Genomic DNA, 24684 nt, shown 5'->3' on the forward strand with positions numbered 1-24684 from the left:
CCCTCGCGCGGCCGCGTCAGGCTCAGGCCACCAGGCCGGCCAGTTTGCGCAGCGACTCGTCGAGGGCCGCCGTCGCCGAGTCCTTGAGCTTGCCGGCCATCAACGAGACGGCCGCGCCCGTGAACTCCCCGTCGATCCGCACCGACGTGGCGTCGCCTTCCGGTGTGAGCGTGTAGCGCGTGGAGACGTTCACCGACATCGGACCCTTGCCGCGGATCGCGAGGGTCCGGCCGATCTCGAGTTCCTCGATGGTCCAGGTGACTTCGGCGGGGAAGCCCATGAGCTTCATGCTCTCCGCGAAGGTGCCGCCCACCTCGAGCTTGTCCGGGCCGCCCTTCGGGAAGCTGGTGTGCGTCGCGTTCCACTCGCCGTAGGCGGACCAGTCCGTGAGCCGGCCCCAGATCTTCTCGGCGGGAGCGTCGATCCGTGCCTCCGCGCTGACTTCGGCCATGCGACCACCCCTTCGTGTCGGGCGCTGCGCCCGGCGCAGCTACGGTGTCGCGGAACGTAGCTCCAGGTCCTGGAACATTCAATACTGATGAACCGTCAGATATTTTGGACGCGGCCCGGAGCAGCGGCCCGGAGCGGCGGCCTGGAGCAGCGGTTCGATGCGGGCGGTTCGATGCGGGCGGCTCGGAACGGACGGCTCGGAACGGACGGCTTGGAGGGGGCGACTCGGCGGGGCGGGCGACCCGGAGTGGGCCGCGCAAGGCGGCGCGCCCCGTCGGGGAAGAACCGGCGCGAAGTCATCCGTGAGGAGGACAACCCGTGCCGGGATGCCCACCCTGTGTCGGATCCGAAGATGCTGCCCGCCGAGGATGACCGGGAGCCCCGGGACTGATGGGGTGGAACCCGTGCTGCCCCATGTTCCCGAGCAGTCCGCCGCCGCGAGCGGACCGAAGCGTGCCGGCGCCGAGGCCGGTCACGGACCCGAGCTGGCCCCGGTGGTGTCCGGCGCCCGCAGACGGGCGCTGCGCGACGGGGACCGGCAGATCGACACGGCCCATCTGCTGCACTCCCTGCTGGAGTGCGACCCGGAGGTGCGGGCCGCCTTCGACGGGGGGCCGCAGCTCGCCCGGCTGCTGGGCTACCTCGTGCAGCGCAGCATCGGTTACGGGCTGCGGTGGCAGAGCGCGGTCGAGAACTCGGGTGCCGGACCGGGTCCGGGCGGCCCGGGCTGGTCGCCGGTGGCGGCCGGCGCCATGGAGACGGCCTACGGGCGTGCCGTGCTGCGAGGCGACGGTCACGCCCGCGGACTCGACCTGCTCGTGGCGCTCGTCGCCGATCCCCGTTCGCGGGCCGTCGAGGTGCTCGGCAGTGCCGGTGTCGACCTGCCGAGGCTGCTGGACCGCGTCGAGCGCGGGCTGCACGGACCCGCCTCGGCATCCAGCCGTTGAGACAGGTGTCTTCGGGGATGACGCTCATGTCGTGGCCTGTCATCATGTGCCCGTGCACACGTCTCAGGGCAGTCAGAGCAGCGAGGGCAACCGCGGGAGAGGCGTCGGTCTGGGACTGGCGCTCCTGTCGGCGGTCGCCTTCGGAGGATCGGGAGTCGCGGCCAAGCCGTTGATCGAGGCGGGGCTGGATCCGCTCCACGTGGTGTGGCTGCGCGTCGCCGGCGCCGCCCTCGTCATGCTGCCGCTGGCCGTGCGTCACCGGGACCTGGTCCGGCGGCGTCCCGCGCTGCTCGCCGGGTTCGGACTCCTCGGCGTCGCCGGTGTCCAGGCCTGCTACTTCGCGGCGATATCCCGGATACCCGTGGGCGTCGCCCTCCTCGTGGAGTACCTCGCCCCCGCGCTGGTCCTCGGCTGGGTGCGCTTCGTGCAGCGCCGGCCCGTCACCCGTGCCGCGGCTCTCGGCGTGGTCCTCGCGGCCGGCGGACTCGCCTGCGTGGTGGAGGTGTGGTCGGGACTCGGCTTCGACCTCCTCGGACTCCTGCTCGCGCTCGGCGCCGCCTGCTGCCAGGTCGGCTACTTCGTCCTGTCCGACCAGGGCAGCGACGCGGGCGCCGAGGCGCCCGACCCGCTGGGTGTGATCGCGTACGGGCTGCTCGTCGGCACCCTGGTGCTGACCGCGGTCGCCCGCCCCTGGAGCATGCACTGGTCCGTCCTCGGGGGAAGCGCCGACATGAACGGCACGTCGGTGCCCGCCGCGCTGCTCCTCGGCTGGATCGTCCTCGTCGCCACCGTCGTCGCGTACGTCACCGGAGTCGTCTCCGTACGCAGGCTCTCCCCGCAGGTCGCGGGCGTGGTGGCCTGTCTCGAAGCCGTCATCGCCACGGTCCTGGCGTGGGTGCTGCTGGGCGAACACCTCTCGGCGCCCCAGATCGCCGGCGGCGCGGTGGTCCTGCTCGGCGCCTTCATCGCGCAGTCGTCCGCCCCCGCGAAACCCTCGCTGGATCCGGTCGCGAGCGGGACGGGCGACGCCGAGAGGGAATTGTCGGCGCGGGGAACGGCTGTCTAGAGTGGAGATCATGCCTGCGACGCTCGTTCTTCCGCCTCCGGCCGCCTGAGGCGGGCATTCCGGAACACCGCCCGGCCCCGTGCCGGGCGGAACGGCGCTGCCCGCAGATGAAGTCCGAGGACCTTCCGCACGCCCCAGCCCCCGTGGCCCGGGCGGCGACGCGGTCCCTTCCCGAACTTCTGCGGATCTGCGGAGAGAACACGTGTCGAACACAGCTGTCGGCCTGCCCGTCGGGCGAGGCCTGCTCTATCTGATCGTCGCCGGTGTCGCCTGGGGCACCGCGGGCGCCGCCGCGTCCCTGGTCTACCGGACCAGTGACATGGGGCCGGTCGCCCTGTCCTTCTGGCGCTGCGCGGGCGGCCTCGCCCTGCTGCTCGCGGTCCGTCTTCGCCCGCGCCGTCGCCCCGGTGCACGGGGCGACGGCCCGATCGTGCGGGAGCCCCTGCGCGCCAAGGTGCTGCGGATCGGTCTGACCGGCCTCGGGCTGGCCGTCTTCCAGACCGCCTACTTCGCCGCGGTCGAGGCGACCGGCCTCGCCGTGGCGACGGTCGTCACCCTCGGCGCGGGGCCCGTCCTCATCGCCGTCGGCGCCCGGCTGGCCATGGGGGAGCGGCTCGGCCGCGGCGGGAGCGTCGCGGTCGCCGGGGCGCTGACCGGGCTCTGCGTGCTCGTCCTGGGCGGCGGGGACGCCACCGTGCGGCCCTCGGGTGTCGCGCTGGCGGTGCTCTCCGCGGCCGGATACTCCGCGATGACCCTGCTCACCCGCTGGTGGGGACGTGACGGCCGCGCCGACGGTTCGAGCACGACGGTGTGGACGTTCGCCGTCACCACCGTCTGCCTGCTGCCGCTCGGGCTCGCCGAGGGCCTGGTCCCGCACACCGTGCAGCCGGTCCGGCTGCTGGTCCTGCTGGTGTACGTCGCCGCCGTCCCGACGGCGCTGGCCTACGCGCTCTTCTTCGCCGGAGCCGCGGTCGTCCGCTCGGCCTCCGTGTCCGTGATCATGCTCCTGGAGCCGGTCTGCGCGGCCGTGCTCGCCGTGGGACTGCTCGGTGAGAGGCTCACGGCGGCGACGCTCGCGGGCACCCTGCTGATGCTCGGTTCGGTCGCCGCACTCGCGGTGGCGGAGGCGCGCACCGCGGGCACCGAACGGCTCGCGACGCCCGAGGAGGCGCCGCTTCTCGTCTGACGCTCGGAGGCGGGCGGGCGGGTGAGCCCGGTGCCGGACCCTTCGGGTTCGGCACCGGGCTGCCGACCGCTCCGGTTTGGCGCCGGGCTGCCGTCCTCTCCGGGCCGGCGCCGGGCTGCCGTCCCCTCCGGGCCGGCGCCGGGCTGCCGTCCCCTCCGGGCCGGCGCCGGGCTGCCGTCCCCTCCGGGCCGGCTCCGGGCTGCCGTCCCCTCCGGGCCGGCACCGGACTGCCGACCCCGGAAGGGTCCGCACCGGGTTCGCGGCCGACCTCCCCGGGCCGGCCGCCGGACTCGTGCCGTCAGGCGGCCCCGCCGCTCGGCGGGGCCGCGGATGTCAGAGGGTCTTCAGGTAGTCGGGCAGGCCGATGCCCGGTGCCAGGTCGTCCGCCGGGACCGGGACTCCGTATCCCTTGGCCAGCGGGACGACACCGGTCCAGTGGGGGAGGCCGAGGTCCTCGGGCTCGTCGTTCGGGCCGCCGCCGCGCACCTTGGCGGAGACCTCGTCGAGGTCCAGGCTGATCACGGCCGTGGCCGCGAGCTCCTTGGCGTTGGCGGGCCGGGAGTCGGCGGAGCGGCCGGGAACGACGTGGTCGACCAGCGCGTCCAGCGCGAGGCGCCGCTCCTCGGGGTCCGTCACCTGTTGGGCGATGCCGTGCACGACCACCGAGCGGTAGTTGATGGAGTGGTGGAAGGCCGAGCGGGCCAGGACCAGTCCGTCGACATGGGTCACCGTCAGACAGACGGCCAGCCCCGGATCGGCCTGGCCGGTCATCCGCAGCGGGCGGGAACCCGTCGACCCGTGGACGTAGAGCCGTTCGCCGACGCGCGCGTAGAGCGTGGGCAGCACGACCGGGGCGCCGTCACGGACGAACCCGAGATGGCAGACGTACCCCTCGTCGAGTATCGCGTGCACCTGGTCCTTGTCGTACGCCGCGCGTTCCTTGGAGCGGGTGGGGACGGTGCGGTCGGTCGGGGTGTAGGCGCCGGCGCCCGTGGTCCCGGTGGGGGTACTGATCTCCGACATTGCCATCTCCATTGCACTAGTGCATAATCTCTTTTGTGCTAGGAGAGTATCGGATCGTTGGGCGTCGCGCAGCCGACATTGCCGCCGACGTGGAGCGCGCGGTCGGAGCGGGGGAGCTGGAGCCGGGGCAACTCCTCCCGCCCATGAGGGAGTTGGCCGAGGAGCTGGGGGTCAACCCGAACACTGTCGCGGCCGCCTATCGCACCCTGCGTGAGCGCGGGGTGATCGAGACCGCCGGCCGCCGGGGCAGCCGAGTGCGCCCGAAGCCGGCCACCACCGGGCGTGAACAGCTGCGCGTCGAGGCGCCCGAGGGGGTGCGGGACCTGGGCGAGGGCAATCCCGATCCGGCCCTGCTGCCCTCCCTCGCCGGGGCCTTCGCCGCGGCGGCGCGGGAGTCGGACCGGAACCCGGTGCAGTACGGACAGGAGGCCGTCGAGCCGGAACTGGCGCGCCTGGCCCGCGCCCAGCTCGACGCGGACGGCGTGCCGGCGGGGGACGTCGTCGTCACCTCCGGATCGCTCGACGCGATCGAGCGGGTCCTGATGGCCCACCTCAGGCCCGGCGACACCGTCGCCGTCGAGGACCCGGGCTGGGGCAGCGTGATCGACCTGCTCCCGGCGCTCGGGCTGCGCACGGCCGCCGTCGGCGTCGACGACGAGGGGCCGCTCCCCGATGACGTACGGCGGACGCTCGCGGCCGGGGCGCGGGCCCTGATCGTCACCGACCGGGCGCAGAACCCGACCGGCGCCGCCGTCACCGCCGCCCGCGCGGGAGCCCTGCGCGCCGTGCTGGGGGAGTACCCGCGGACCCTGCTCGTCGAGGACGACCACGGTCACCGGATCGTCGATCTGCCCCTGCACCCCCTCGCCGGGGTCACGCAACACTGGGCCTTCGTGCGCTCCGTGGCCAAGGCCTACGGGCCCGACCTCCGGCTCGCCGTGCTCACCGGGGACCCGCTCACCACCGACCGGGTGCACGGGCGGCAGCGGCTCGGGCCCGGCTGGGTGAGTCGTCTCCTCCAGAAGGCCGTGGTCCAGCTGTGGACCTCCGGCGCGGTCGACGCGGGCGCCGTGGCGGCCGCGTACGGGGCGCGCCGCGACCTGCTGATCGACGCCCTGCGGGCGCGCGGTGTCGAGGCGCGCGGACGCAGCGGCATGAACGTCTGGATCCCGGTGCCGGACGAGACCGCGGCCGTCGCCCGGCTGCTCCAGCGCGGCTGGGCCGTCGCCCCCGGTGCCCGCTTCAGGATGGACTCGCCGCCGGGCGTCCGAATCACCGTCTCGACGCTCCGGCCCGAGGACGCCGGGCCGCTCGCGGACGCCGTCGCCGCCGCCGTGGACCCGGCGCCCGCGCGCCGCTACGGCTGAGCCGCAGCGGGCCCCGCCGCTACCGGCCGGGCCCGCTACGGCTGAGCCGCAACGGCCCGGCCGATGTCGGCGGCGCAGAGGTCAGCCTCGCGGGCGTCAGCGGCGCGGCTTCGCCTGGGTGAGCGCCGCACCCGCGAGGACGATCACCGCGCCGACGGGCGTCGACCAGGCCAGCGACTCGCCGAGGATCGCGACACCGGCGGCGGTGGCGATGACCGGGATGAAGTACGTGACCATCTGCGCCGTCGTCGGGCCGACCTCGGCGACGATGCCGTACTGCACGAGCATGGCCAGACCGGTGCCGAGCGCCCCCAGGGCGGCGATCGCGAGCAGCGGCACCCAGGCGACCCGGCTCGGGAGCGTCGTGAACAGCGGGGTGACGAAGGCCAGCTGGGCGGTGGCCAGGAGCAGCTGGGCGCCGGTCATCGACAGATGCGAGTTGCCGGTGCCCGCCAGGGTCCGGCGGACGTAGATCCAGCCGATCGGATAGCTCAGCGAGGCCAGCAGGGCCATCGCCGTGCCCGTGGCGTCCAGGCCGTGGAAGCCCTGCCAGACGCCGAGGACCGTCAGGACGCCGAGGAAGCCGATGCCGAGGCCCGCGACCCTGCGCCGGGTCGGCCGGTCCTCGGAGAGGGCGACCAGGGACAGGGCCATGCCCCACAGCGGCGACGTCGCGTTGCAGATGCCCGCGAGCGTGGAGGGGATCGTCAGCTCGGAGTAGGCGAACAGGGAGAACGGCAGCGCGTTCAGGAGGAAGGCCGCGACCGCGAGGTGGCCCCAGGTCCGGGCCCCGCGCGGCAGCCGCTCCCGCTTGACCGCCATCGCCGCCACGAGCACCGCGCTGCCGAACAGCAGGCGGCCGAAGGTGACCTGGAACGGCGCGTAGCCCTCCGTGCCGACCTTGATGAACAGGAAGCTGAATCCCCAGATCAGCGACAGGAGGCCGAAGCGGATCCGCCAGTCGAGGGCGGTGCGGGGGCGGGGTTCCAGGTCGGCGGGCGCGACGGGGCGGGAGGAGGCGAGGGTGCTCATGGGCAGCAGGATGGGGCAGAACAATCTCGTAGCACAAGCAAGATTGTTCGAGCGATATCTCGTAGCATTGCTTACATGTTGAATCTGGAGAGACTGCGCACGCTCGACGCCCTCGCCCGGCACGGCTCGGTGAGCGGCGCCGCCGAGGGACTGCACGTGACCACCTCGGCCGTCTCCCAGCAGATGTCGAAGCTGGAGCGCGAGGTGGGACAGCGGCTGCTCGCCAAGAACGGCCGGGGCGTGCGGCTCACGGACGCCGGGCGGCTCCTCGCCGAGCACGCGGCCCGCATCCTGTCCCAGGTGGAACTGGCGCAGTCCGATCTGGAGGCGCAGCGCGGCCAGGTGGCCGGAGAGCTGAGGCTGTCGGCGTTCCCGACCGCGGCGCGCGGACTGTTCCCGGCGGCGCTCGCGCGCCTGCGCGCCGACCACCCCGGACTGCGGGTGCGCTCCAGCGAGCTGGAGCCGGAGGCCGGGGTCGCCGGAGTGCTGCGCGGGGACCTGGACCTGGCCGTCGTGCTCGACTGGTACAACAAGCCGATGCCGTTGCCCGACGGTCTGGTGAAGGCGTCGATCCTCGACGACCCCGCCGATGTGGCGCTGCCGGCCGGTCACCGGCTCGCGGGCCGTGACGAGGTGGACCTCGGGGACTTCGCCGAGGACGAGTGGATCACCTGGGGCGAGGGCGAGTTCTGCCACGAATGGCTGATGTTCACGCTGCGCTCGCAGGGCGTGGAACCCCGCATCGGGCACCGCGCCGGGGAGACGCACACCCAGCTCGGACTGGTCGCCGCGGGGCTCGGGGTGTGCGTGGCCCCGCTTCTCGGACGCCATCCGATGCCTGGCGGTGTCGTCACGGTGCCGGTCCGCCAGCGGGTGCGGCGCCATGTCTACGTGGTGTGGCGGGCCGACGCCGACCGCCGGCCCTCGATCAGGGCGGCGGTGGACGCCCTGCGCCGGGCCGGGGAGGCCGTCGAGCAGGGGACGCGAACGGCCGCCGGCCAGGACCCGGCGTCCGGATCGGCGTGACCCCCGCCGATCCGGACGCGCCGGCTACATCGGGGGCAGCTTGCGGAAGTCCCACGAGGCGATCGCGTCCGGCGTCAGCCGCATCCACGCGTGCCGGCCGTCGTGCGGCATCTCCTCCAGGCCGAAGTTCTTGCGGGCGAACAGGGTCTCGGGGACGTCGAGTTCGGCGCACAGCTCGCCGGTGCGCGGGAACTCGCCGACGAACTCCACCGTGCCCGACAGTTCGACGCCCCGCAGTTCCCCGTACTCCTCACCGGAGTCGACCACCACCGCCACCCGCGGGTCGTTGCGCAGCTGCACCCAGCGCTTGCTGCGCACCACCGAGTACAGCCACAGCGAGACGCCGTCCCAGGCGAACCAGAGCGCGCTGACGTGCGGCACCCCGTCCTTCGACACGGAGGCGACGCGGCAGGTGCGCTGGGTGGTGAGGAATTCGTCCAGTTCCCCGGGAGTCATCATGATCTTCCGGCCCCTGCGCTGGGTGACGGCCATACGGTCCCCTCCTGTTGTGAGTCGGCCACCTGCGGGCCGATCTCGCCGTGCTCATCGGCGGAGTCCGCCGAAGGCTGTCCGTAAAGCGGTCTGACGTTCCGTCAGAAAAAGCATGAGGCGTCTTCCGTCCTCACGCAATGGTCGTTACGCTCCGCCGTCCCGACCGCGACGACAAGGAGAGCCATGCCGTCGTCCGAGCACCTCAGTGAACTCCTCGACCCCGTCGGCACGGTACTGCTCACCGTGGAGTGCCAACAGGGCGTCGTGGGTCCCGACAGCGCCCTGCCCGAACTCGCCCGGGAGGCGCGGTCGACGGGGGTGCTCGACAGGATCGCCCGGCTGGTGGGCGCCGCGCACGCGAGCGGGGTGCAGGTGATCCACGCCGTCGCCGAGCGCCGCCCCGACGGCCGGGGCGCGAACCGCAACGCCCGGTTGTTCCGGGCGGCCGAGCGGCTTCCGGTGCGCCAGACCACCGGCACGACGGCCGTGCGGATCGCGCCGCCCGTCGAGGTCGCCGAGGAGGACTTCGTCGTACGCAGACTGCACGGACTGTCGCCGATCTCGGGCACCGACGTCGACGCCCTGCTGCGCAACCTCGGCTGCCGCACCCTTGTCGTGACCGGGGTCTCGGCCAACATCGCCGTCCCCAACGCCGTGTTCGACGCGGTGAACCGCGGCTACACCGTGGTCGTCCCCGCCGACGCGATCGCGGGAGTGCCCTCCGAGTACACCCCCGCGATGGTGCGGAACACGCTCGCGCTGGTCGCCACGGTCACGACCACCGACGAGGTGCTCGCCTGCCTCGGGCGCCGGCGCGGCTGACGCCTGCCGCCCCCGTCCGGTCCGCGGCCGATGGTCAGGCGAGCTTGATGGAGTCCCCGTTGACGACGATGTCGGCGGCGGCCAGACCGGTCGTCGCGGGCCCCTTCTTCACGCTGCCGTCCGTGGCGGAGAACTCGCTGCCGTGACAGGGGCAGGTGATGACCCCGTTCGCGATGCCCTTGACCGCGCAGCCCGCGTGGGTGCACTTGGACGAGAACGCCTTGTACGTGCCCGCCTTCGGCTGGGTCACCACGACCCCCTTGTCGGCGAACACCTTGCCGCCGCCCTCGGGGATGTCGGCGGTTTTGGCGAGTTCCGTCCCGGCCGCGTTCCCCGCCGCCCCGTTGTCGGATCCCGCGGTGGAGGCCTTGTCGTCCGCCCCGCACGCGGTCAGCGCGGCGGCCAGCCCTGCCGCGCCGACCGCCGCGACGACGGTGCGCCGGGCCGGAGTCTGTGCGGAGTGGAGCGATTCGCTGGTCATCCTGGCATTCCCTTCAGAGCGGACATGATCTGGATCTGATCAGAGGTACGGTCCGTCAACTCGCGCTGTTCAGGCAATGGCGACTTCTTGACCTGATCGACAGCGCCCCGACAGGTGCGTGTGCCGGCCGGCGCTCGGCCCCGCGTCCGGATCGCGGGGAGCACGGCCGACGCCGTCACCGGGTCGCGTCCGCCGGCCGGGACATCCCCAGTAACCTGGGGCGATGCTCAAGGAAGTGAACGCCTCCCGCTACATCACGCCGTTGCGCGAGGGCGGCTCGCTGCCGGGACTCGTCGAGGCCGACGACCTCGGGACGTACGTCATGAAGTTCACCGGCGCCGGACAGGGGCGCAAGACGCTCGTCGCGGAGGTGGTCTGCGCCGAACTCGCCCGCCGGCTCGGGCTGCGGGTGCCCGGCCTGGTGACGATCGGCCTCGACCCGGTCCTCGGGCTCGGCGAACCTGACCAGGAGGTCCAGGAACTGCTGAAGGCGAGCGGCGGACCGAACCTGGGGATGGACTTCCTGCCCCGCGCCATCGGCTTCGACCCGCTCGCCTTCGAGGTGAGCGCCGAGGAGGCCGGCCGGATCGTCTGGTTCGACGCCCTGGTGAACAACGTCGACCGCTCCTGGCGCAACCCCAACCTGCTGATGTGGCACGGCGACCTGTGGCTCATCGACCACGGTGCCACGATGATCTGGCACCACCACTGGCCCGGAGCGGAGAAGTCCGCCGCCAAGCCGTACGACATCTCCGACCACGCCCTCGCCCCCTTCGGCCCGGACGTCGCCGCGGCCGCCGCCGAACTGGCCCCCCTGGTCACCGAGGACCTGCTCACCGAGGTCACGGCCCAGATCCCCGACGTCTGGCTGGCCGACGAGCCGGGCTTCGACACGGTGGACGCGCTGCGCCGCGCCTACGCCCGGCCGCTGCTGGCACGCGCCGCCGTCATCCACGAGCGGATCAAGGGCATCGACGGCGCCGGGGGAGACAAGTGAACGAGCGGGACGTCTTCGAGTACGCGCTGCTGCGCGTGGTGCCGCGGATCGAACGCGGCGAATGCTTCAACGCGGGGGTGCTGGTCTACTGCCGCGCCCACTCCTTCGTCGCGGCCCGCACCCATCTGGACGAGCGCAAACTGCTCGCGCTCGACCCGGACGCCGACGTCACGGGTGTACGGGCCGCTCTGCGCGCCGTGGAAGGTGTCTGCGCCGGCGGCCGAGCCGCAGGTCAGGCGGCGGGCGACGACGCCGGACGGCGCTTTCGCTGGCTGATCGCACCCCGCTCGACCGTGGTCCAGCCCGGTCCCGTGCACACCGGTCTGACCGCCGACCCCGAGGCCGAGACCGAGCGGTTGCTCCGGCTCCTGGTCAGGTAATGGATCACATGCGCGCGGTGCGCCGTTGACACCGGGTGCCAGGGCTTCTAGCGTCACGTCTGCTGAAGGTACTAAGCGGTCGCTCACCGGACGGGCGTACCGTGTGAGCCGCGGGTCCCGAGGGACACCGAAGACTCCGCAAGGTTGTCGAGACAGCTTGGCCGGGCTTGGGCCGGCTTTTCCAAGGGCGAGGAGAACCAGCAATGTCCACCACTGAGCAGCGCGTCGCCGTAGTCACCGGTGCCGCGCGCGGCATCGGCGCCGCGACCGCCGTACGACTGGCCGCGGAGGGCCGCGCCGTCGCGGTGATCGACCTCGACGAGGCCGCGTGCAAGGACACCGTCGAGAAGATCACCGCCGCCGGCGGCCGCGCTCTCGCGGTCGGCTGCGACGTCTCCGACGAGGCCCAGGTGGAGGCCGCCGTCGCGCGGATCGCCGAGGAGCTCGGCGCGCCGACCATCCTGGTGAACAACGCCGGTGTCCTCCGGGACAACCTGCTGTTCAAGATGAGCGCGTCCGACTGGGACACCGTCATGAACGTGCACCTGCGCGGCGCCTTCCTGATGGCCAAGGCCGTCCAGAAGTACATGGTCGAGGCCAAGTTCGGCCGGATCGTCAACCTGTCGTCCTCCTCCGCTCTGGGCAACCGCGGCCAGGCCAACTACTCCACCGCCAAGGCCGGTCTGCAGGGCCTCACCAAGACCCTGGCCATCGAGCTCGGCAAGTTCGGCGTGACCGCGAACGCCGTGGCGCCCGGCTTCATCGTCACCGACATGACCGCCGCCACCGCCGCCCGCGTCGGCATGGACTTCGACGACTTCCAGGCCGCCGCCGCCACGCAGATCCCCGTGCAGCGCGTCGGCAACCCCGACGACATCGCCAACTCCATCGCCTTCTTCACCGGCGAGGCCGCCGGCTTCGTCTCCGGCCAGGTGCTGTACGTGGCCGGCGGGCCGCTCAACTAGTCGCGGGGGAAACGCACATGACCACCCTTCCCGAACTCTCGGGCAACGTCGCGCTCATCACGGGCGCGAGCCGCGGCATCGGCTACGGCGTCGCGGAGGCCCTGGTCGCCCGCGGCGACCGGGTCTGCATCACGGGCCGCAACGAGGACGCGCTGAAGGAGGCCGTCGAGAAGCTCGGCGCCGACCGCGTCATCGGTGTGGCCGGCAAAGCCCACGACGAGGCCCACCAGGCCGTCGCCGTGGAGCGCACCATGGAGGCCTTCGGCCGCGTCGACTTCCTTGTCAACAACGCCGGTACGAACCCGGTGTTCGGGCCGATCGCCGACCTGGACCTCAACGTGGCGCGGAAGGTCTTCGAGACCAACGTCATCTCCGCGCTCGGTTTCGCCCAGCGCACCTGGAAGGCCTGGCAGAGCGAGAACGGCGGCGCGATCGTCAACATCGCCTCGGTCGCCGGCCTCGCGCCCTCGCCGTTCATCGGCGCGTACGGCGTCAGCAAGGCCGCGATGATCAACCTGACCGTCCAGCTGGCGCACGAGTTCGCGCCCAAGGTGCGGGTCAACGCCATCGCGCCGGGTGTGGTGAAGACGAAGTTCGCGGCCGCACTGTACGAGGGCCGGGAGGCGGAGGCCGCCGCGGCCTACCCCCTCGGCCGGCTCGGCGTGCCCTCCGACATCGGCGGGGCGGCCGCCTTCCTCACCTCGCAGCAGTCGGACTGGGTCACCGGCCAGACGCTCGTGGTCGACGGCGGGATGTTCCTCAACGCCGGAGTCGAATGATCTGAAGGCCCGATTCGAAGGGCCTGAAGGCCGGTCGGACGCTCCCCGGACCCGGGGAGCGTCCGACCGGCTTTTTGTTGAAAGTTGACAAACGCTCAGCCCGTGTCGAGCGGCGCCGAGTTCGGTGCCCGGAGTGCCGACGCGTTCACAGCATTCTGACAACGCGGTCACATACATGCTGATCAAGTGCCCTGTCGGGGAAACACCGTTCCTCTGGCGGGGCACCGCGATACGGTCTGCCGACCCTTGTCACGGCTGATCGAGGAGCGTGTGCGTGCTCAACCGGAACCGATACCTGCGACAGCTCGCGGCGGTCACGTCCATAGCCCTGGTGGCCGCCTGCGGCACACTCGACACGGGATCGCCGGCGGACAAGGGACCGATCGTGGTGGGTACCACCAGTGCCCCCAGCACCCTGGATCCGGCCGCCTCGTGGGACGGTTCGTGGGAGTTGTTCCGCAACATCTACCAGACGCTGCTCAGCTATCCCTCCGGTGCCGTCTCGCCCCAGCCCGACGCCGCCGCGAAGTGCGGATTCACGGACGGGACGAACAGCGTCTACCGCTGCGAACTGCGCCCGGACATGAAGTTCTCCGACGGCGATCCGCTCGACGCCTCCGCGGTCAAGTACTCCGTGGACCGCATCAGGAGGATCGGCGTCCCCGGCGGACCCGCCGGCCTGCTCGGCAGCCTCGAACGGGTCCAGGTGCTGGGCAGGCGCGACGTGGTCTTCCGTCTCAACAAGCCGGACGCCACCTTTCCGCTGGTGCTGGCCACACCGGCGATGTCGATCGTCGACCCGGACGACTACCCCGCGAACGCCGTGCGCGAGGGGGACAAGGCCGTCGGCTCCGGGCCCTACCGGCTGCGCTCCTACACCGAGGGCCGGCAGGCCGAACTCGTCCGGAACGAGCACTACGACGGCTTCGCCCGGCGCAAGAACGACGCGGTGACCATCCGCTACTTCCAGGACTCGGCGCAGCTGGTCGGGGCCCTGAGGAAAAGGAAGATCGACGTCACCTACCGGGGCCTCGCCGCCTCGGACGTCGTCGCCCTCCAGAACCAGGGAACCCGCAAGGACATCCAACTCATCGACGGCGCCGGCACCGAGATCAGCTATCTCGTGTTCAACCCGAAGGACCCCTGGGCCGCGAAGCCCGCCGTCCGGCACGCGATCGCCCAGGTCGTCGACCGCCCGGCCATCGCGCACAAGATCTACCGCGACACCGTCGACCCCTTGTACTCCATGGTCCCGGCGGGCCTGGCCGGGCACACCACCGGCTACTTCGACGACTACGGCACCCCGAGTCCGGCCAAGGCGCGCAGGATCCTGCACGACGCGGGCATCGACCGCCGCGTCCCGCTCACCCTCTGGTACACCACCGACCGCTACGGCTCCGAGACCGCGCCCGAGTTCGCCGAGCTCAAGCGCCAGCTCGACGGCTCCGGACTGTTCACCGTGACGCTCAGGAGCCGCCCCTGGAAGACGTACGAGGCGGGCTACCGCGCCGGCGAGTACCCGGTGTTCGGCCGCGGCTGGTTCCCCGACTTCCCCGACGCGGAGAACTTCATCGCACCGTTCGTGGGGGAGCGGAACGCGCTCGGGACGCCCTATCCGGCCCCGCGCATCACCGATGTCCTGCTGCCCGCCTCGCGCGGGGTGCGCGACCGGGGCGCGGTGGTCAAGGAGTTCGAGGAGGCCCAGAAGATCCTCGTGGACGACGCCCGGCTGCTGCCACTGTGGCAGGGCAGGCAGTACGTGGCCGCGAACGAGGAGATCTCGGGCGCGGAACGGACCCTGGACCCGTCGACGATCATGATGATGTGGGAGCTGGACCGCAAGACCAGCTGGTAGCGGCTTGGTGGCCGGTGGCCGGTGGCCGGTGGGCTGGTGGGCTGGTGGCCGCCCGGTGGGCGGGCCGGTGACCGGGGGTGAGGAGGCCCCGGGGACGCATGCCCGCCGGTGCGCCCGTGGCGGGCCGCAGAGGCCCCACCGTACCCTCCGGGCGGCCTTCGCACGGGCCCTGAACCGATTGTCAGTGGGCGACGGTAGGTTCTGTGGTGAGGAAGTCATCGCACATCGAAGGAAGTTGACGTGACCGATATCGCCATGCTGCCCGAGTCCTGGCGCGGCGTCCTGGGTGACGAACTGCAGCAGCCCTACTTCAAGGAGCTCACCGAGTTCGTCGAGGAGGAGCGCGCGAAGGGTCCCGTCTACCCGCCGCGGGAGGAGGTCTTCGCCGCCCTCGACGCCACCCCGTACGAGAACGTGAAGGTGCTGATCCTCGGCCAGGACCCGTATCACGGCGAGGGCCAGGGGCACGGCCTGTGCTTCTCGGTCCGCCCCGGGGTCAAGACCCCGCCGTCGCTGCGCAACATCTACAAGGAGATGAAGGAGGAGCTGGACACCCCGATCCCGGACAACGGCTATCTGATGCCGTGGGCCGAACAGGGCGTGCTCCTCCTGAACGCGGTGCTGACCGTCCGCTCCGGCGAGGCGAACTCGCACAAGGGCAAGGGCTGGGAGAAGTTCACCGACGCGGTCATCCGCGCCGTGGCCGACCGGCCCGACCCGGCCGTCTTCGTCCTGTGGGGCAACTACGCGCAGAAGAAGCTCCCGCTGATCGACGAGGAGCGGCACGTGGTGGTGAAGGGCGCCCACCCGTCACCGCTGTCCGCGAAGAAGTTCTTCGGCTCGCGTCCCTTCACGCAGATCAACGAGGCCGTGGCCGCCCAGGGCCATGAGGCGATCGACTGGCGCATCCCCGACCTCGGCTGACCGCCGCGCCGCCGGCCAGGCCCGTCACCGGCCTGGCCCAGCGGTGCCTGAGCGCGATTGTCACCGGCTCCGGTTAGCGTCGTGAGGGACAGCGACGAGCCTGGAGGACGCGGTGGCGGAGCAACAGGAGCAGGCGGCGCCGGACGCCATGATGACCCGGATCGGACAGGCCGTCATGCTGCACCACGCCGGTGACCGCGAGGAGGCCCGGGGCCGCTTCCTGGACCTGTGGGGGGAGATCGGCGACGGCGGCGACGCCCTGCACCGCTGCACCCTGGCCCACTACATGGCCGACACCCAGGACGACCCGGCGGACGAACTCGCCTGGGACCTGCGGGCCCTGTCGGCGGCCGAGGAGCTGACCGACGGCCGCGTGGCCGCACCCCACCAGTCCCTCGCCGTCCGCGCTTTCTATCCCTCGCTCCATCTGAACCTCGCCGCCGACTACGCCAAGCTGGGCCGTGCCGAGGCCGCCCGCACCCATCTGCGCCGGGCCCGCGGCGCGGCCGGCGCCCTCGCGGACGACCGGTACGGCGACGGCGTCCGCGCGGCGATCGGCCGTCTCGAGCTGCGCCTCCAGGACAGCGGCATCGCGGCGGAGACCGGGGTATCGGACCGCTTCGACGGGCCCGGGGGCGAGACCCTGGGCCCGCCGAGACAGCGCCCCTGAGGGGGTCCTTCCCGGGCCGCGCCCCTGGTGCGGTTCGGGACACCGTGCCTTCGCCGCCCGTGCCTTCGCCCTTCGTGCCGTCGTCTGCCGTCTTCTCCGGTCGTCCGCCGTGTCGCCGGTGACGTCAGTGTCCGTACGCCTTCGCGCAGAGGACCGCCTCCGGGCTGTCCGGTTTCCAGCCCCCGTACTTCTTGCCGAGCGCGCACAGGTCCGCGCGCTTCGGCAGGGAGGGAGCGCCGGACGGAGCGGCGGTACGGCGCTGGTGCGGTCGCGGCTCGGGACGCGGCGCCGGGCGGACGTGCCGCGGAGGCGCCACAGGGGCCACGGCCTTTGGCGGGGGAGTCGCCCGGTGCGATGGTGTGGTCCCGGGCTCGGCCTTCCGTGAGGGGCCGACGCTCTCCAGTGCCTCCCGCGCGGGGTCCTGGGCGGGACGCGGCCCGCCCTTGCCGTCCGGATGCGGCGCGGTGAGCTCCGACGGGGCGGCGGGAGTTCCGGAGGCGGGCGGCCGCTGGACGGTCACACAGCCCGAGAGGGCGGTGACGGCCACGGCGACCAGAAGCGTTGCGGTCGTCGTCGTTCGTTGCACCCGCGCAACTCTGCTGGTTCCGGGCCCCTTCCGGGGAGCCGAGCGGCACAGCATGCCCCACACGGGTGATCCTTCCGCTCCTCCGGCGGTCCCGGAGGTCGGCGAGGTGACACGCTGCACGGTCGGGCTCCGGTCCGGTCGGGCTCCGATCGGACACCGGCCGCAGACCCGTCCGCCCCCGGGGCGACCGGCCGCCCGTGTGCCCCCGGCGCGGCAGCCGTATGCTTCCGACGGAACCCGCGTCGGAGACTCAAGGAGACCCCTGTGAAGGTCGGCTGCATCGGACTCGGCGACATCGCGCAGAAGGCGTATCTGCCGGTCCTGGGCGTGCAGCCCGACGTCGACCTGCATCTGCAGACACGGACTCCGGCCACGCTCGACCGGGTCGCCGACAGCCTCCACCTGCCGCGGGACCGACGCCACACCGACCTCGAGTCGCTGCTGGCCGAGGGACTCGACGCCGCGTTCGTGCACGCGCCCACCGTGGCCCACCCGGAGATCGTCACCCGGCTGCTGGAAGCGGGCGTGCCGACGTACGTCGACAAGCCGCTCGCCTACGAGCTGGGCGAGTCGGAGCGGCTGGTGCGGCTCGCGGAGGAGCGGAACGTGAGCCTCGCCGTCGGGTTCAACCGGCGTCACGCACCGGCGTACGCGCAGTGCGCCGAGCACCCCCGCGAGCTGATCCTGATGCAGAAGAACCGCACGGGGCTCCCCGAGGAACCCCGCACCATGGTCCTCGACGACTTCATCCATGTCGTCGACACCCTGCGCTTCCTGGTGCCGGGTCCGGTCGACGACGTGACGGTACGGGCCCGCGCCGAGGACGGACTGCTGCACCACGTCGTCCTCCAGCTCGCCGGGGACGGCTTCACGGCCCTCGGCGTGATGAACCGGCTGAGCGGCTCGAGCGAGGAGATCCTGGAGGTCTCCGGCCAGGACTCCAAGCGGCAGGTCGTCAACCTCGCCGAGGTGATCGACCACAAGGGCCAGCCGACCGTGCGCCGGCGCGGCGACTGGGTGCCGGTGGCCCGGCAGCGCGGCATCGAGCAGGCCGTCCTCGCCTTCCTCGACGCGGTGCGCTCGGGGAAGGTGCTCAGCGCCCGGGACGCGCTGGCGACTCACGAGTTGTGCGAGCGCGTGGTACGAGCCGTTCAGGAGCAGTCCGGCGCAGCCTGAACGCGCGGGAGCCCTCCGTCACGCACAGCGCCGCCATCACGAGCAGTGCGCCGTCCACCGGCCAGTCGCCGAACCGGACGTACGGAGTGACGCCCCGGGCCAGCGGCACGTCGTAGACCACCGCGCTGCTCGCGTCCGTGCCCAGCCAGGAGCCGATGCGCTCGCCGCCCGGACCGTAGACGGCGGAGACCCCGGTGAGGGTCGCGTGCACCATCGAACGGCCGGTCTCGGCGGCCCGCAGCGCGGCGAGCGAGGCGTGCTGCTCGGGGGCCCAGCTGTGCTGGAACGTCGACGTCGAGGACTGCGCCACGAGGACGTCGGCGCCGTCCTCGGTGAGGTGCCGGCTCATGTCGGGGAACGCCGTCTCGAAGCAGATCATGGGGCCGATGCGCAGCCCGTGCCCGACGTTCATCACCACCTGCTCCGTGCCCCGCCTGCGGTCCTCGCCCGCCGCCTTGCCGACCGAGGTGGCCCAGCCGAGCAGGGAACGCGCGGGCACGTACTCGCCGAACGGGACCAGCCGCATCTTGTCGTAGCGGTCCCCGGTCGGACCGTGCGGCCCCACCAGGACCGAACTCTTGTAGATCCCGGGCCGGTCGGAGCGACGCGCGTCGACGTTCACCAGGATGTCGGCGCCGACCTCCCGGGACAGGACCGCGACGCGGTGCGCCAGATCGGGCCGGTCGGCCAGGTCGAAGCCGATGCTGCTCTCGCCCCACACGACCAGGTCGGCGCCCTGGCCCACGAGTTGACGGGTCAGTGTCTCCTCGCGCGCGAAGCGCCTGTCACCGCTCGTGTTCCCGTCCACGACACCGGGCTGCACGACCGCGATCCGCACCCGGCCCTCGACGTCGGGACGCGGTGACCACACCCAGGCCGCCGAGGTCGCGGCGGCCGTCGCGACCAGTCCGGCCACGGCGGGCACACGGGACTCCCGCACCGACACCAGCACGGCGACGGCGACGTTGACCGCCACCACCAGGAAGCTCAGCAGCCACACCCCGCCCACCGAGGCCAGTCGCAGCGCCGGTTCCACCTGCCACTGGCTCGATCCGAGCAGACCCCAGGGACCGCCGAGGCCCTGCCAGGACCGGACGAGCTCCACCATCAGCCATCCCGACGGCAGGACGAGCAGCGCGGCGCCGACCCGTCCCGGCGAGGGCACTCCGGCCAGGAACCGCCGGACCAGCCAGCCCCAGGGGGCCCACAGGGCGCCGAGCAGCGCGGCTATGACCACCAGGAAGACGTGCAGGCTCGGCAGGAGCCAGTGGTGCACCGCCAGCAGGAACCCGAACCCGCCGAACCAGCCGTCGTACGCGGCACGCCTGCCGGTCGGGGCCGAGCGGGCCAGGAGCATCCAGGGCACGAGGGCCACGTACGCGAACCACCACCAGGACGGGGCGGGGAACGCGAGCATCGGCAGGGCGCCCGCCAGCGCGGCGACGACACCGCGCCGCCAGGGGGAGACCAGCCATGGGCCGAACGCGCGGTCGGGCCTGTTCATTCTTCGCCTCCCTGCCCCGCGATGTCTCCAGTGTGCGCGTCGCCGGCGATCTCCGACAGGGGGCGTGGTGATCGGGAAGGGGCGCGCGGGGGCGGGGCGTGGCTCAGCCGGCCGCGGGCTGCTGTCGGGGGCCGGGCATCCGGCGCCACTTCTCCTCCACGACCACCTGGCGCAGCCGCCAGCCCTCGTCCGTACGCAGCAGTCCGAAGGCGTACCGGCCGCCGCACACCAGGTCGGGGGCGGTGGAGTCCCCGTCCTGGCCGGCGAACCTCATCGGGTTGATGTAGTCCGCCCGGACCTCGGCCGTGTCACCGATGTCCTGCTCCAGCACGCCGAACCGTACGCGCCGGTTGACGATGAGATGTTGGCGCATGGCGAAGAGGGCCAGGCTCTCCTCGAGCCACCTGGCGACCTCGGCGGAGTCGCCCTCGATGCCGCCGGCCGAGCGGTAGTCGGCCCGGCCCTTCGGCGCGAACAGCCCCCGGTAGGCATCCCATTCGCCGTCGTCCACGGCCACCGCGTACCCGGTGACGACCTCGTCCACGGAGAAACGGTCCAGCACGGTCGAGAGCTCCACACGCTGCGTCATCGGCTCAGTGTTGGCCACGCGGCCTGCCACGCCAAGGGCCCGCGCGGGGATATTCGGTGTCGGGTTCGGTGTCGGGTGGGGTTCGGGCCGGCGTCGGAGGGGACGGTTCGGGGCGGACGTGCCGGTGCCCGAAGTCCGCGAAGTCCCGGGCCCGACTTTCGCATACGCCGATGTGGCATCGTCGGTGTTCCATGATCGACCGCGGACGGTCCCGGCGCCACGGTGCTTCGCCGGACTCGTCCCGGTCCGCGTCCATGCAGCAACACGGGAGGCTCGGATGGCACGACCGGTCACGATCGTCACGGGAGGCAGCCGGGGGATCGGCGCCGCGACCTGTGCCCGGCTCGCGGCGGACGGGCACGACGTGGTCGTCGGCTACGTACGGGACGAGGAGGCCGCCGAACGGACCGCGGCCGCCGTCCGCGAGGCCGGGGCCCGCGCTCTCGCCGTACGCGTGGACACCTCCGAGGAGGGGGCTGTCGAGCGGCTCTTCGACCTGGCCGCGGACCGGCTGGGACCGGTGACGGGGCTGGTGAACAACGCCGGGGTGACCGGACCGCTCGGGCGACTCGCGGACGCCGACCCCGCCGATCTGCGCCGCGTGGTCGAAGTCAACGTCCTCGGCGCGCTGCTGTGCGCGCGCCGGGCGGCCCGGTCCATGGCCGCGCTGGGGGGCGGTGCCATCGTGAACGTCTCCTCGGCGGCCGCCACGCTCGGCAGCCCCGGCGAGTTCGTGCACTACGCGGCGAGCAAGGCCGCGGTGGACGCGCTGACCACGGGCCTCGCCAAGGAGCTCGGCCCCGACGGCATCCGGGTCAACGCCGTCGCTCCCGGCATGATCGACACCGAGATGCACGCGGCCATGGGTGACCCGGGCCGTGCGCAACGCGCAGCCGCGTCGATTCCGCTGCGCCGCGTGGGCGCGGCGGAGGAGATCGCCGCCGCGATCGCATGGCTGCTGTCACCCGACGCGTCCTACACGACGGGGGCGGTGCTGCGGGTTTCGGGCGGGCGGTGAGGCGACGCGTCGTCCGGGGATCTACGGGCGGGGCCGGGTGCCGGGTATGTGGTGAGCGCCGGGAACGCACGCGCGGAGGGGCGCGCCGGGTCTCCGGGCCGTCGCGTGGTCACGGGCCGGAGACCGTGAACGGCGGATGGGGAACGGAGTCGTGCGCGGGGCGGGGCGGGCGCGGCTGGCCGGGGATGGATTGTGGCGGGGAGCCGGGGGTGTACGCGGGAGCGGTGGTGCCGGGATGCCTGAGGGAGCTGTCCGACCAGGTGTGCGGCGGCGCCGGGGTGTCCGCGGGAGCAGCCCGACCGGCTGTGCGCTGGTGCGTGGCGCCGGGGTGTCCGGGGGAGCTGTCCGAGCGGGTGTGCGCTGGTGTGTGGCGCCGGGGTGTCCGAGGGAACCGTCCGACCGGGTGTGCGCCGATGTGGTGGCGCTGGGGTCACCGACGGGCTGTGCGAGCCGTGGCGACGGTGTGCGCGAGGGGGCGCTGGTGCCGCGAGGGGGGTGGTGCAGCGGGCCGGAGTGTCCCGCAGGGCTGTCCGACCGGGGGCGCCGTAGCGCGGCGGTGAGGTGGGCGGGGGAGTCCGCCCGGGCGGAGGTTCCGGCGTGGGGGCGCGGGACCGTGGGCCGTGGGACCGGCCGGTCCTACGCCGCTTCGATGATCTCGCCGCGTATCGCCTCGGCCCACTTCACGATCAACAGCTCGTACTCCGCCCGCTCCTGTGCGGACAGCGAGCCGCCTGTCCGCGTCCACAGGGCGCGGATCTGTTCGTTCAACGCGGCGGCAGAGCGCACGGAACCAGGCGGGGTGACTTCGGGGGACATGCGGACCAGCCTAGGCGCAAGGACTGACACTGCGCTACCGGGCGGCTACGCAAGTCGTATGCGCTGCGTCACGGTGGTCGGGGGCGGCGCGGTTCGGACGGTCGAACTCCCGCTTTCACCAGGCGAGTTGACCATTACCTGCGCGCTCCCGGCCGTCGGGGTGACATGGCCGGGAACCGCTCCCCCGTCGAGGCCGCGGGGGCCTCAGCCGGGCAGCCCGCTCACCTCCGCGCGTTCCTCCCAGACGCGGGCCGCGAGCACCTCCGCCTCGTCCTGAGGGATGCCGGCGCTCACCAGGATGACCCCGCGGCTGCCGTCGGGGAACTTCACACTGCGCGCTTCCTTGCCCAGCCGGCCCAGCGTGGGATCGTTCGGCATGCTCCACCTCCAGTCGGAGAGGCCACGCTAAAACGCCGCAACCCGGTCCGCAGAAGCGTTCGGCCAGACGGCCCAGGGGCCCGGCCGGCGCCCACGGCCCTTGCGTTGCCGCGCTCTCACGGCGCTGTCGCCGGTCAAGGGCGGGCGTCGGGGCGGAGCGTGCCGCCGCGTCGGGTTCGAGTCGAGCTCACCGCGGAGGGGGTACGACCCAGTGACCCCGGGGGCTGCGCCTCCACCAGGCTTCTCCCCGGTGCTCCGTACGCCCGCCGCAGGGGCTCGGGGCGAGGGTTTCCGCACCGTTCACTCGAAAGAGATGATCATGCGCCCTCCGGAGCGGTCGTTGTCAGCCCGACGACTCGGCCGCGTGAGGGCTCAGGACGTCCGCTCCCACCAGGCCGATGATGACGAATCCGAGGGCGATGCGGTACCAGACGAACGGCATGAAGCTCTTGTGGGAGATGAACTTCATGAACAACGTCAGAACCCCAGAGCTTTACCGGCCTTGACCTGCAAAGACATCCACTCTCGAAGATCAACTGGGAGTGGAGTGGGAGACAGGGGCGGCTCCCAGTCATCCGGGAGAGTCACCACGAATCGGAGCCACCGCTCCTGCATCGACTCCATGATGCGCTTTTCCATCCCCACAGTCACGTTGGCGTAAAGCCCCTCGACGCCGGCCACCTCGTGGCCCATCCGCGTCTCTACGGCGATCCGTGAGTGACCGTCGTCGTCGAGCCATTCCTTGTGGCCGTGGCGCAGCAGGTACATGCGCTTGCCCTGCCAGTTCGGCACGGCAGGCCAGCCAGGCAGCCACCGCTTCGAGCCCTTCCGGCGGTCGCCCTTCTCGGACTTCTGCCGCGCTTCCAGGCCGTCGGCGAACTTCCGCCAGTACGTGTAGGTGAAGTTCGCGTCCGCGAGTCTCCCGTCATTGATTGACGTAAACACCCACTCGGACTCGTGGCTCGCGAGCAGCATCTCCAGCAGCTCGGCCAGAAACGGCGGCAGCACGAGCGCCCGCCGCGACTCGTATTTCGGCGGGAACAGCTTCAACTCGCCGTCCTCGCGCTGGTGCTGCCACTGCACCCGTACCGCGGGCATCAGCTCGGCGCCGTAGCGCTCCAGGTCGTCCCTGTGTCGCTCGTCGCGGTCCTCTTCGTCCCGGTCGTCCAGGGGGTCGGAGGCCGGCCACTGAGGGTGGCAGTACTCGCGGCGCAGCGCGTACAGCTCGGCGGGCCGCATGGCGGTGAACGGCATCATCATCTGGAAGACGTAGCCGGTGAAGCCCCAGTACTGCAGGGCGTTGCACGCCAGCTGGTGGACGTCCTCGATGCGCAGGTTGCGCTTCCGCTCCTTCTTCCGCCTCACGTACCGGCCGCGGCGCCGCTGCTTGGGCACGGGGGAGGCCTGGCGCAGTTCGTCGTTGACCGCGTCGTCCATCATCATGCTGAAGACCAGCAGGATCTCCCGCCGGTAGGCGTCGCCGATGTTCGGCTGGTCCTTCAGCCACAGCTCCCAGGCCCGGTATGCCGACGGCTTGATGTCGGCGACCGCCATGTCGCCCCAGCGGGGCTCGATGTAGAGGCGGATGTACGAGGCGATGTTCCTCTTGCGCAGGTGACCGACGTCGAGGGTCTGCTGCCACGTCTTGCAGTACTCGCTCATCAGGACCGCGCCGTCGCGGCGGCTGATGTAGCGGTCGTTGCGGATGTCGGACTCGCGGTCCAGCCCGTAGGCGATGGCGGCTTCCCGGCTGTCGAAGCCTCCTTGGCTGTCGTGCAGCCAGCGTCCCGTCTCGGGGTGCCGCTTGCCGGTGTTCCATCGGACTCGCCACTTGTTCCCGCGCTGTTCGGGATAGGGCATGCGTCATCCCCCAGATGAGTCGCGCAGTGTTGGGTGCGGATGTGCCGGCAGGCACCCCTGCCACCGGCTTCCGCTTACTCGACCGACTACTCTGCCGTGCCGACCACGCAGGCGCGGCACTTTCGGCAATCGATCCCCTGGCTGTGCATCAGTTCCCGTACCCGCGCCTGAACCGCGGGATCGGTGGCTGCTGCGGGGGTCAGGACACAGACGGTTTCGCCGTCCTCCTCCAGAACGTGGCCCTCGAAACCGGCTCTGTCGAACAACACCATCGTCGCCATAGGTCCCCCTAGAC

27 protein-coding genes and 1 pseudogene are annotated in these 24684 nt (G+C 72.2%); 15 read left to right on the forward strand and 13 right to left on the reverse strand.

From position 1 onward, the window contains the following. Positions 1–22 precede the first annotated feature (22 nt). Positions 23–451, reverse strand: a complete 429-nt coding sequence (locus IO36_RS04260; protein ID WP_037616268.1) for a type II toxin-antitoxin system Rv0910 family toxin — start codon at positions 449–451, stop codon at positions 23–25. Between the two features lie 367 nt (positions 452–818). On the opposite strand from IO36_RS04260, the gene IO36_RS04265 reads away from it, so the two are divergent. From IO36_RS04265 to IO36_RS04275, 3 genes are all read left to right on the forward strand, one after another. Continuing rightward, positions 819–1397 (forward strand): Clp protease N-terminal domain-containing protein, encoded by a 579-nt coding sequence (locus IO36_RS04265; RefSeq protein ID WP_051899985.1) that lies wholly within the window; start codon positions 819–821, stop codon positions 1395–1397. A gap of 46 nt (positions 1398–1443) precedes the next feature. After that, the gene (locus IO36_RS04270; protein ID WP_037616272.1) at positions 1444–2463 is read left to right on the forward strand and encodes an EamA family transporter; all 1020 of its coding nucleotides are present in this window, start codon (positions 1444–1446) and stop codon (positions 2461–2463) included. Between the two features lie 202 nt (positions 2464–2665). Continuing rightward, the gene (locus IO36_RS04275) at positions 2666–3649 is read left to right on the forward strand and encodes a DMT family transporter (protein WP_037616273.1); all 984 of its coding nucleotides are present in this window, start codon (positions 2666–2668) and stop codon (positions 3647–3649) included. A gap of 333 nt (positions 3650–3982) precedes the next feature. Here IO36_RS04275 and IO36_RS04280 read toward each other — a convergent pair whose 3' ends face one another. Then, positions 3983–4672 (reverse strand): pyridoxamine 5'-phosphate oxidase family protein, encoded by a 690-nt coding sequence (locus IO36_RS04280; protein ID WP_037616274.1) that lies wholly within the window; start codon positions 4670–4672, stop codon positions 3983–3985. A gap of 35 nt (positions 4673–4707) precedes the next feature. Here IO36_RS04280 and IO36_RS04285 point away from each other — a divergent pair, with 35 nt between their 5' ends. Continuing rightward, positions 4708–6039 (forward strand): aminotransferase class I/II-fold pyridoxal phosphate-dependent enzyme, encoded by a 1332-nt coding sequence (locus IO36_RS04285; protein WP_078942995.1) that lies wholly within the window; start codon positions 4708–4710, stop codon positions 6037–6039. A gap of 96 nt (positions 6040–6135) precedes the next feature. On the opposite strand, the gene IO36_RS04290 is transcribed toward IO36_RS04285, so the two are convergent. Continuing rightward, entirely contained in the window at positions 6136–7071 is a 936-nt protein-coding gene (locus IO36_RS04290) for a DMT family transporter (protein ID WP_037616881.1), read from the reverse strand. Positions 7072–7146: 75 nt separating this feature from the next. Between IO36_RS04290 and IO36_RS04295 the strand changes: the two genes are divergently transcribed. Beyond that, positions 7147–8097 carry a LysR family transcriptional regulator gene (locus IO36_RS04295; protein ID WP_051899987.1) on the forward strand — a complete coding sequence of 317 codons (951 nt, stop codon included), beginning with the start codon at positions 7147–7149 and terminating at the stop codon, positions 8095–8097. A 24-nt stretch (positions 8098–8121) separates the two neighbouring features. Here IO36_RS04295 and IO36_RS04300 read toward each other — a convergent pair whose 3' ends face one another. Next, positions 8122–8589 carry a pyridoxamine 5'-phosphate oxidase family protein gene (locus tag IO36_RS04300; RefSeq protein WP_037616278.1) on the reverse strand — a complete coding sequence of 156 codons (468 nt, stop codon included), beginning with the start codon at positions 8587–8589 and terminating at the stop codon, positions 8122–8124. A gap of 183 nt (positions 8590–8772) precedes the next feature. On the opposite strand from IO36_RS04300, the gene IO36_RS04305 reads away from it, so the two are divergent. After that, a complete protein-coding gene (locus IO36_RS04305; RefSeq protein ID WP_037616280.1) occupies positions 8773–9411 on the forward strand; it encodes a cysteine hydrolase family protein in 639 nt (212 codons plus the stop codon). A 34-nt stretch (positions 9412–9445) separates the two neighbouring features. On the opposite strand, the gene IO36_RS04310 is transcribed toward IO36_RS04305, so the two are convergent. Next, positions 9446–9892 carry a Rieske (2Fe-2S) protein gene (locus tag IO36_RS04310; protein WP_037616283.1) on the reverse strand — a complete coding sequence of 149 codons (447 nt, stop codon included), beginning with the start codon at positions 9890–9892 and terminating at the stop codon, positions 9446–9448. Between the two features lie 223 nt (positions 9893–10115). Between IO36_RS04310 and IO36_RS04315 the strand changes: the two genes are divergently transcribed. From IO36_RS04315 to IO36_RS04345, 7 genes are all read left to right on the forward strand, one after another. Next, positions 10116–10889: a HipA family kinase gene (locus tag IO36_RS04315; protein WP_037616285.1), complete on the forward strand. Its 774-nt coding sequence runs from the start codon at positions 10116–10118 to the stop codon at positions 10887–10889. After that, on the forward strand, positions 10886–11269 hold the full coding sequence (locus IO36_RS04320; protein WP_037616287.1) for a DUF3037 domain-containing protein: 384 nt from the start codon (positions 10886–10888) through the stop codon (positions 11267–11269). Before IO36_RS04315 ends, IO36_RS04320 begins: the two co-directional genes overlap by 4 nt. Before the next feature lie 203 nt (positions 11270–11472). Beyond that, positions 11473–12234, forward strand: a complete 762-nt coding sequence (gene fabG, locus IO36_RS04325; RefSeq protein WP_037616290.1) for a 3-oxoacyl-ACP reductase FabG — start codon at positions 11473–11475, stop codon at positions 12232–12234. 17 nt (positions 12235–12251) lie between these two features. Next, the gene (locus IO36_RS04330; protein ID WP_037616293.1) at positions 12252–13013 is read left to right on the forward strand and encodes an SDR family oxidoreductase; all 762 of its coding nucleotides are present in this window, start codon (positions 12252–12254) and stop codon (positions 13011–13013) included. Positions 13014–13287: 274 nt separating this feature from the next. Continuing rightward, a complete protein-coding gene (locus IO36_RS04335; RefSeq protein WP_037616295.1) occupies positions 13288–14868 on the forward strand; it encodes an ABC transporter substrate-binding protein in 1581 nt (526 codons plus the stop codon). A 240-nt stretch (positions 14869–15108) separates the two neighbouring features. Further along, the gene (locus tag IO36_RS04340; protein WP_037616298.1) at positions 15109–15792 is read left to right on the forward strand and encodes a uracil-DNA glycosylase; all 684 of its coding nucleotides are present in this window, start codon (positions 15109–15111) and stop codon (positions 15790–15792) included. Between the two features lie 112 nt (positions 15793–15904). Further along, positions 15905–16462 (forward strand): tetratricopeptide repeat protein, encoded by a 558-nt coding sequence (locus IO36_RS04345; protein ID WP_037616300.1) that lies wholly within the window; start codon positions 15905–15907, stop codon positions 16460–16462. Between the two features lie 124 nt (positions 16463–16586). Here the strand turns inward: IO36_RS04345 and IO36_RS04350 are convergent, their stop codons facing one another. Then, complete coding sequence (locus IO36_RS04350; RefSeq protein WP_037616301.1) at positions 16587–17048, reverse strand: hypothetical protein; 462 nt, start codon at positions 17046–17048, stop codon at positions 16587–16589. A gap of 264 nt (positions 17049–17312) precedes the next feature. Here IO36_RS04350 and IO36_RS04355 point away from each other — a divergent pair, with 264 nt between their 5' ends. Beyond that, positions 17313–18224, forward strand: coding sequence for a Gfo/Idh/MocA family protein (locus IO36_RS04355; protein WP_037616303.1), 912 nt, complete (start codon positions 17313–17315; stop codon positions 18222–18224). Here IO36_RS04355 and lnt read toward each other — a convergent pair. Further along, the gene (gene lnt / locus IO36_RS04360) at positions 18142–19728 is read right to left on the reverse strand and encodes an apolipoprotein N-acyltransferase (RefSeq protein WP_037616305.1); all 1587 of its coding nucleotides are present in this window, start codon (positions 19726–19728) and stop codon (positions 18142–18144) included. The genes IO36_RS04355 and lnt overlap by 83 nt on opposite strands. Before the next feature lie 103 nt (positions 19729–19831). Then, positions 19832–20317, reverse strand: a complete 486-nt coding sequence (locus tag IO36_RS04365; RefSeq protein WP_037616306.1) for a nuclear transport factor 2 family protein — start codon at positions 20315–20317, stop codon at positions 19832–19834. Positions 20318–20594: 277 nt separating this feature from the next. On the opposite strand from IO36_RS04365, the gene IO36_RS04370 reads away from it, so the two are divergent. Continuing rightward, positions 20595–21335 (forward strand): glucose 1-dehydrogenase, encoded by a 741-nt coding sequence (locus tag IO36_RS04370; protein WP_037616308.1) that lies wholly within the window; start codon positions 20595–20597, stop codon positions 21333–21335. 636 nt (positions 21336–21971) lie between these two features. Here the strand turns inward: IO36_RS04370 and IO36_RS44160 are convergent. The 5 genes and pseudogenes from IO36_RS44160 to IO36_RS04380 all read right to left on the reverse strand — a co-directional run bounded on the left by IO36_RS44160 (position 21972) and on the right by IO36_RS04380 (position 24670). Further along, entirely contained in the window at positions 21972–22151 is a 180-nt protein-coding gene (locus tag IO36_RS44160) for a hypothetical protein (protein WP_078943018.1), read from the reverse strand. 204 nt (positions 22152–22355) lie between these two features. Further along, positions 22356–22529 (reverse strand): hypothetical protein, encoded by a 174-nt coding sequence (locus tag IO36_RS47320; protein WP_167347380.1) that lies wholly within the window; start codon positions 22527–22529, stop codon positions 22356–22358. Between the two features lie 343 nt (positions 22530–22872). Further along, positions 22873–23013, reverse strand: a pseudogene (locus tag IO36_RS44165) (undecaprenyl-diphosphatase); the annotation flags it as partial. Further along, complete coding sequence (locus IO36_RS04375; protein ID WP_037616311.1) at positions 23007–24389, reverse strand: hypothetical protein; 1383 nt, start codon at positions 24387–24389, stop codon at positions 23007–23009. The pseudogene IO36_RS44165 and the gene IO36_RS04375, both read right to left, overlap by 7 nt. 86 nt (positions 24390–24475) lie before the next feature. Next, a complete protein-coding gene (locus IO36_RS04380; RefSeq protein WP_037616313.1) occupies positions 24476–24670 on the reverse strand; it encodes a hypothetical protein in 195 nt (64 codons plus the stop codon). Positions 24671–24684 lie beyond the last annotated feature (14 nt).

Origin of the sequence: Streptomyces aureus, assembly GCF_000725495.1 — a bacterium.
Lineage (GTDB): Bacteria > Actinomycetota > Actinomycetes > Streptomycetales > Streptomycetaceae > Streptomyces > Streptomyces aureus_B.

Excerpts from the sequence above, each read along its gene's own strand:
- IO36_RS04260 (WP_037616268.1), bottom strand. The coding sequence starts at position 451 with ATGGCCGAAGTCAGCGCGGAGGCACGGATCGACGCTCCCGCCGAGAAG.
- IO36_RS04265 (WP_051899985.1), top strand. The coding sequence starts at position 819 with ATGACCGGGAGCCCCGGGACTGATGGGGTGGAACCCGTGCTGCCCCAT.
- IO36_RS04280 (WP_037616274.1), bottom strand. The coding sequence starts at position 4,672 with ATGTCGGAGATCAGTACCCCCACCGGGACCACGGGCGCCGGCGCCTAC.
- IO36_RS04290 (WP_037616881.1), bottom strand. The coding sequence starts at position 7,071 with ATGAGCACCCTCGCCTCCTCCCGCCCCGTCGCGCCCGCCGACCTGGAA.
- IO36_RS04295 (WP_051899987.1), top strand. The coding sequence starts at position 7,147 with ATGTTGAATCTGGAGAGACTGCGCACGCTCGACGCCCTCGCCCGGCAC.
- IO36_RS04300 (WP_037616278.1), bottom strand. The coding sequence starts at position 8,589 with ATGGCCGTCACCCAGCGCAGGGGCCGGAAGATCATGATGACTCCCGGG.
- IO36_RS04305 (WP_037616280.1), top strand. The coding sequence starts at position 8,773 with ATGCCGTCGTCCGAGCACCTCAGTGAACTCCTCGACCCCGTCGGCACG.
- IO36_RS04310 (WP_037616283.1), bottom strand. The coding sequence starts at position 9,892 with ATGACCAGCGAATCGCTCCACTCCGCACAGACTCCGGCCCGGCGCACC.
- IO36_RS04315 (WP_037616285.1), top strand. The coding sequence starts at position 10,116 with ATGCTCAAGGAAGTGAACGCCTCCCGCTACATCACGCCGTTGCGCGAG.
- fabG (WP_037616290.1), top strand. The coding sequence starts at position 11,473 with ATGTCCACCACTGAGCAGCGCGTCGCCGTAGTCACCGGTGCCGCGCGC.
- IO36_RS04330 (WP_037616293.1), top strand. The coding sequence starts at position 12,252 with ATGACCACCCTTCCCGAACTCTCGGGCAACGTCGCGCTCATCACGGGC.
- lnt (WP_037616305.1), bottom strand. The coding sequence starts at position 19,728 with ATGAACAGGCCCGACCGCGCGTTCGGCCCATGGCTGGTCTCCCCCTGG.
- IO36_RS04365 (WP_037616306.1), bottom strand. The coding sequence starts at position 20,317 with ATGACGCAGCGTGTGGAGCTCTCGACCGTGCTGGACCGTTTCTCCGTG.
- IO36_RS04370 (WP_037616308.1), top strand. The coding sequence starts at position 20,595 with ATGGCACGACCGGTCACGATCGTCACGGGAGGCAGCCGGGGGATCGGC.
- IO36_RS44160 (WP_078943018.1), bottom strand. The coding sequence starts at position 22,151 with ATGTCCCCCGAAGTCACCCCGCCTGGTTCCGTGCGCTCTGCCGCCGCG.
- IO36_RS47320 (WP_167347380.1), bottom strand. The coding sequence starts at position 22,529 with ATGCCGAACGATCCCACGCTGGGCCGGCTGGGCAAGGAAGCGCGCAGT.
- IO36_RS04375 (WP_037616311.1), bottom strand. The coding sequence starts at position 24,389 with ATGCCCTATCCCGAACAGCGCGGGAACAAGTGGCGAGTCCGATGGAAC.
- IO36_RS04380 (WP_037616313.1), bottom strand. The coding sequence starts at position 24,670 with ATGGCGACGATGGTGTTGTTCGACAGAGCCGGTTTCGAGGGCCACGTT.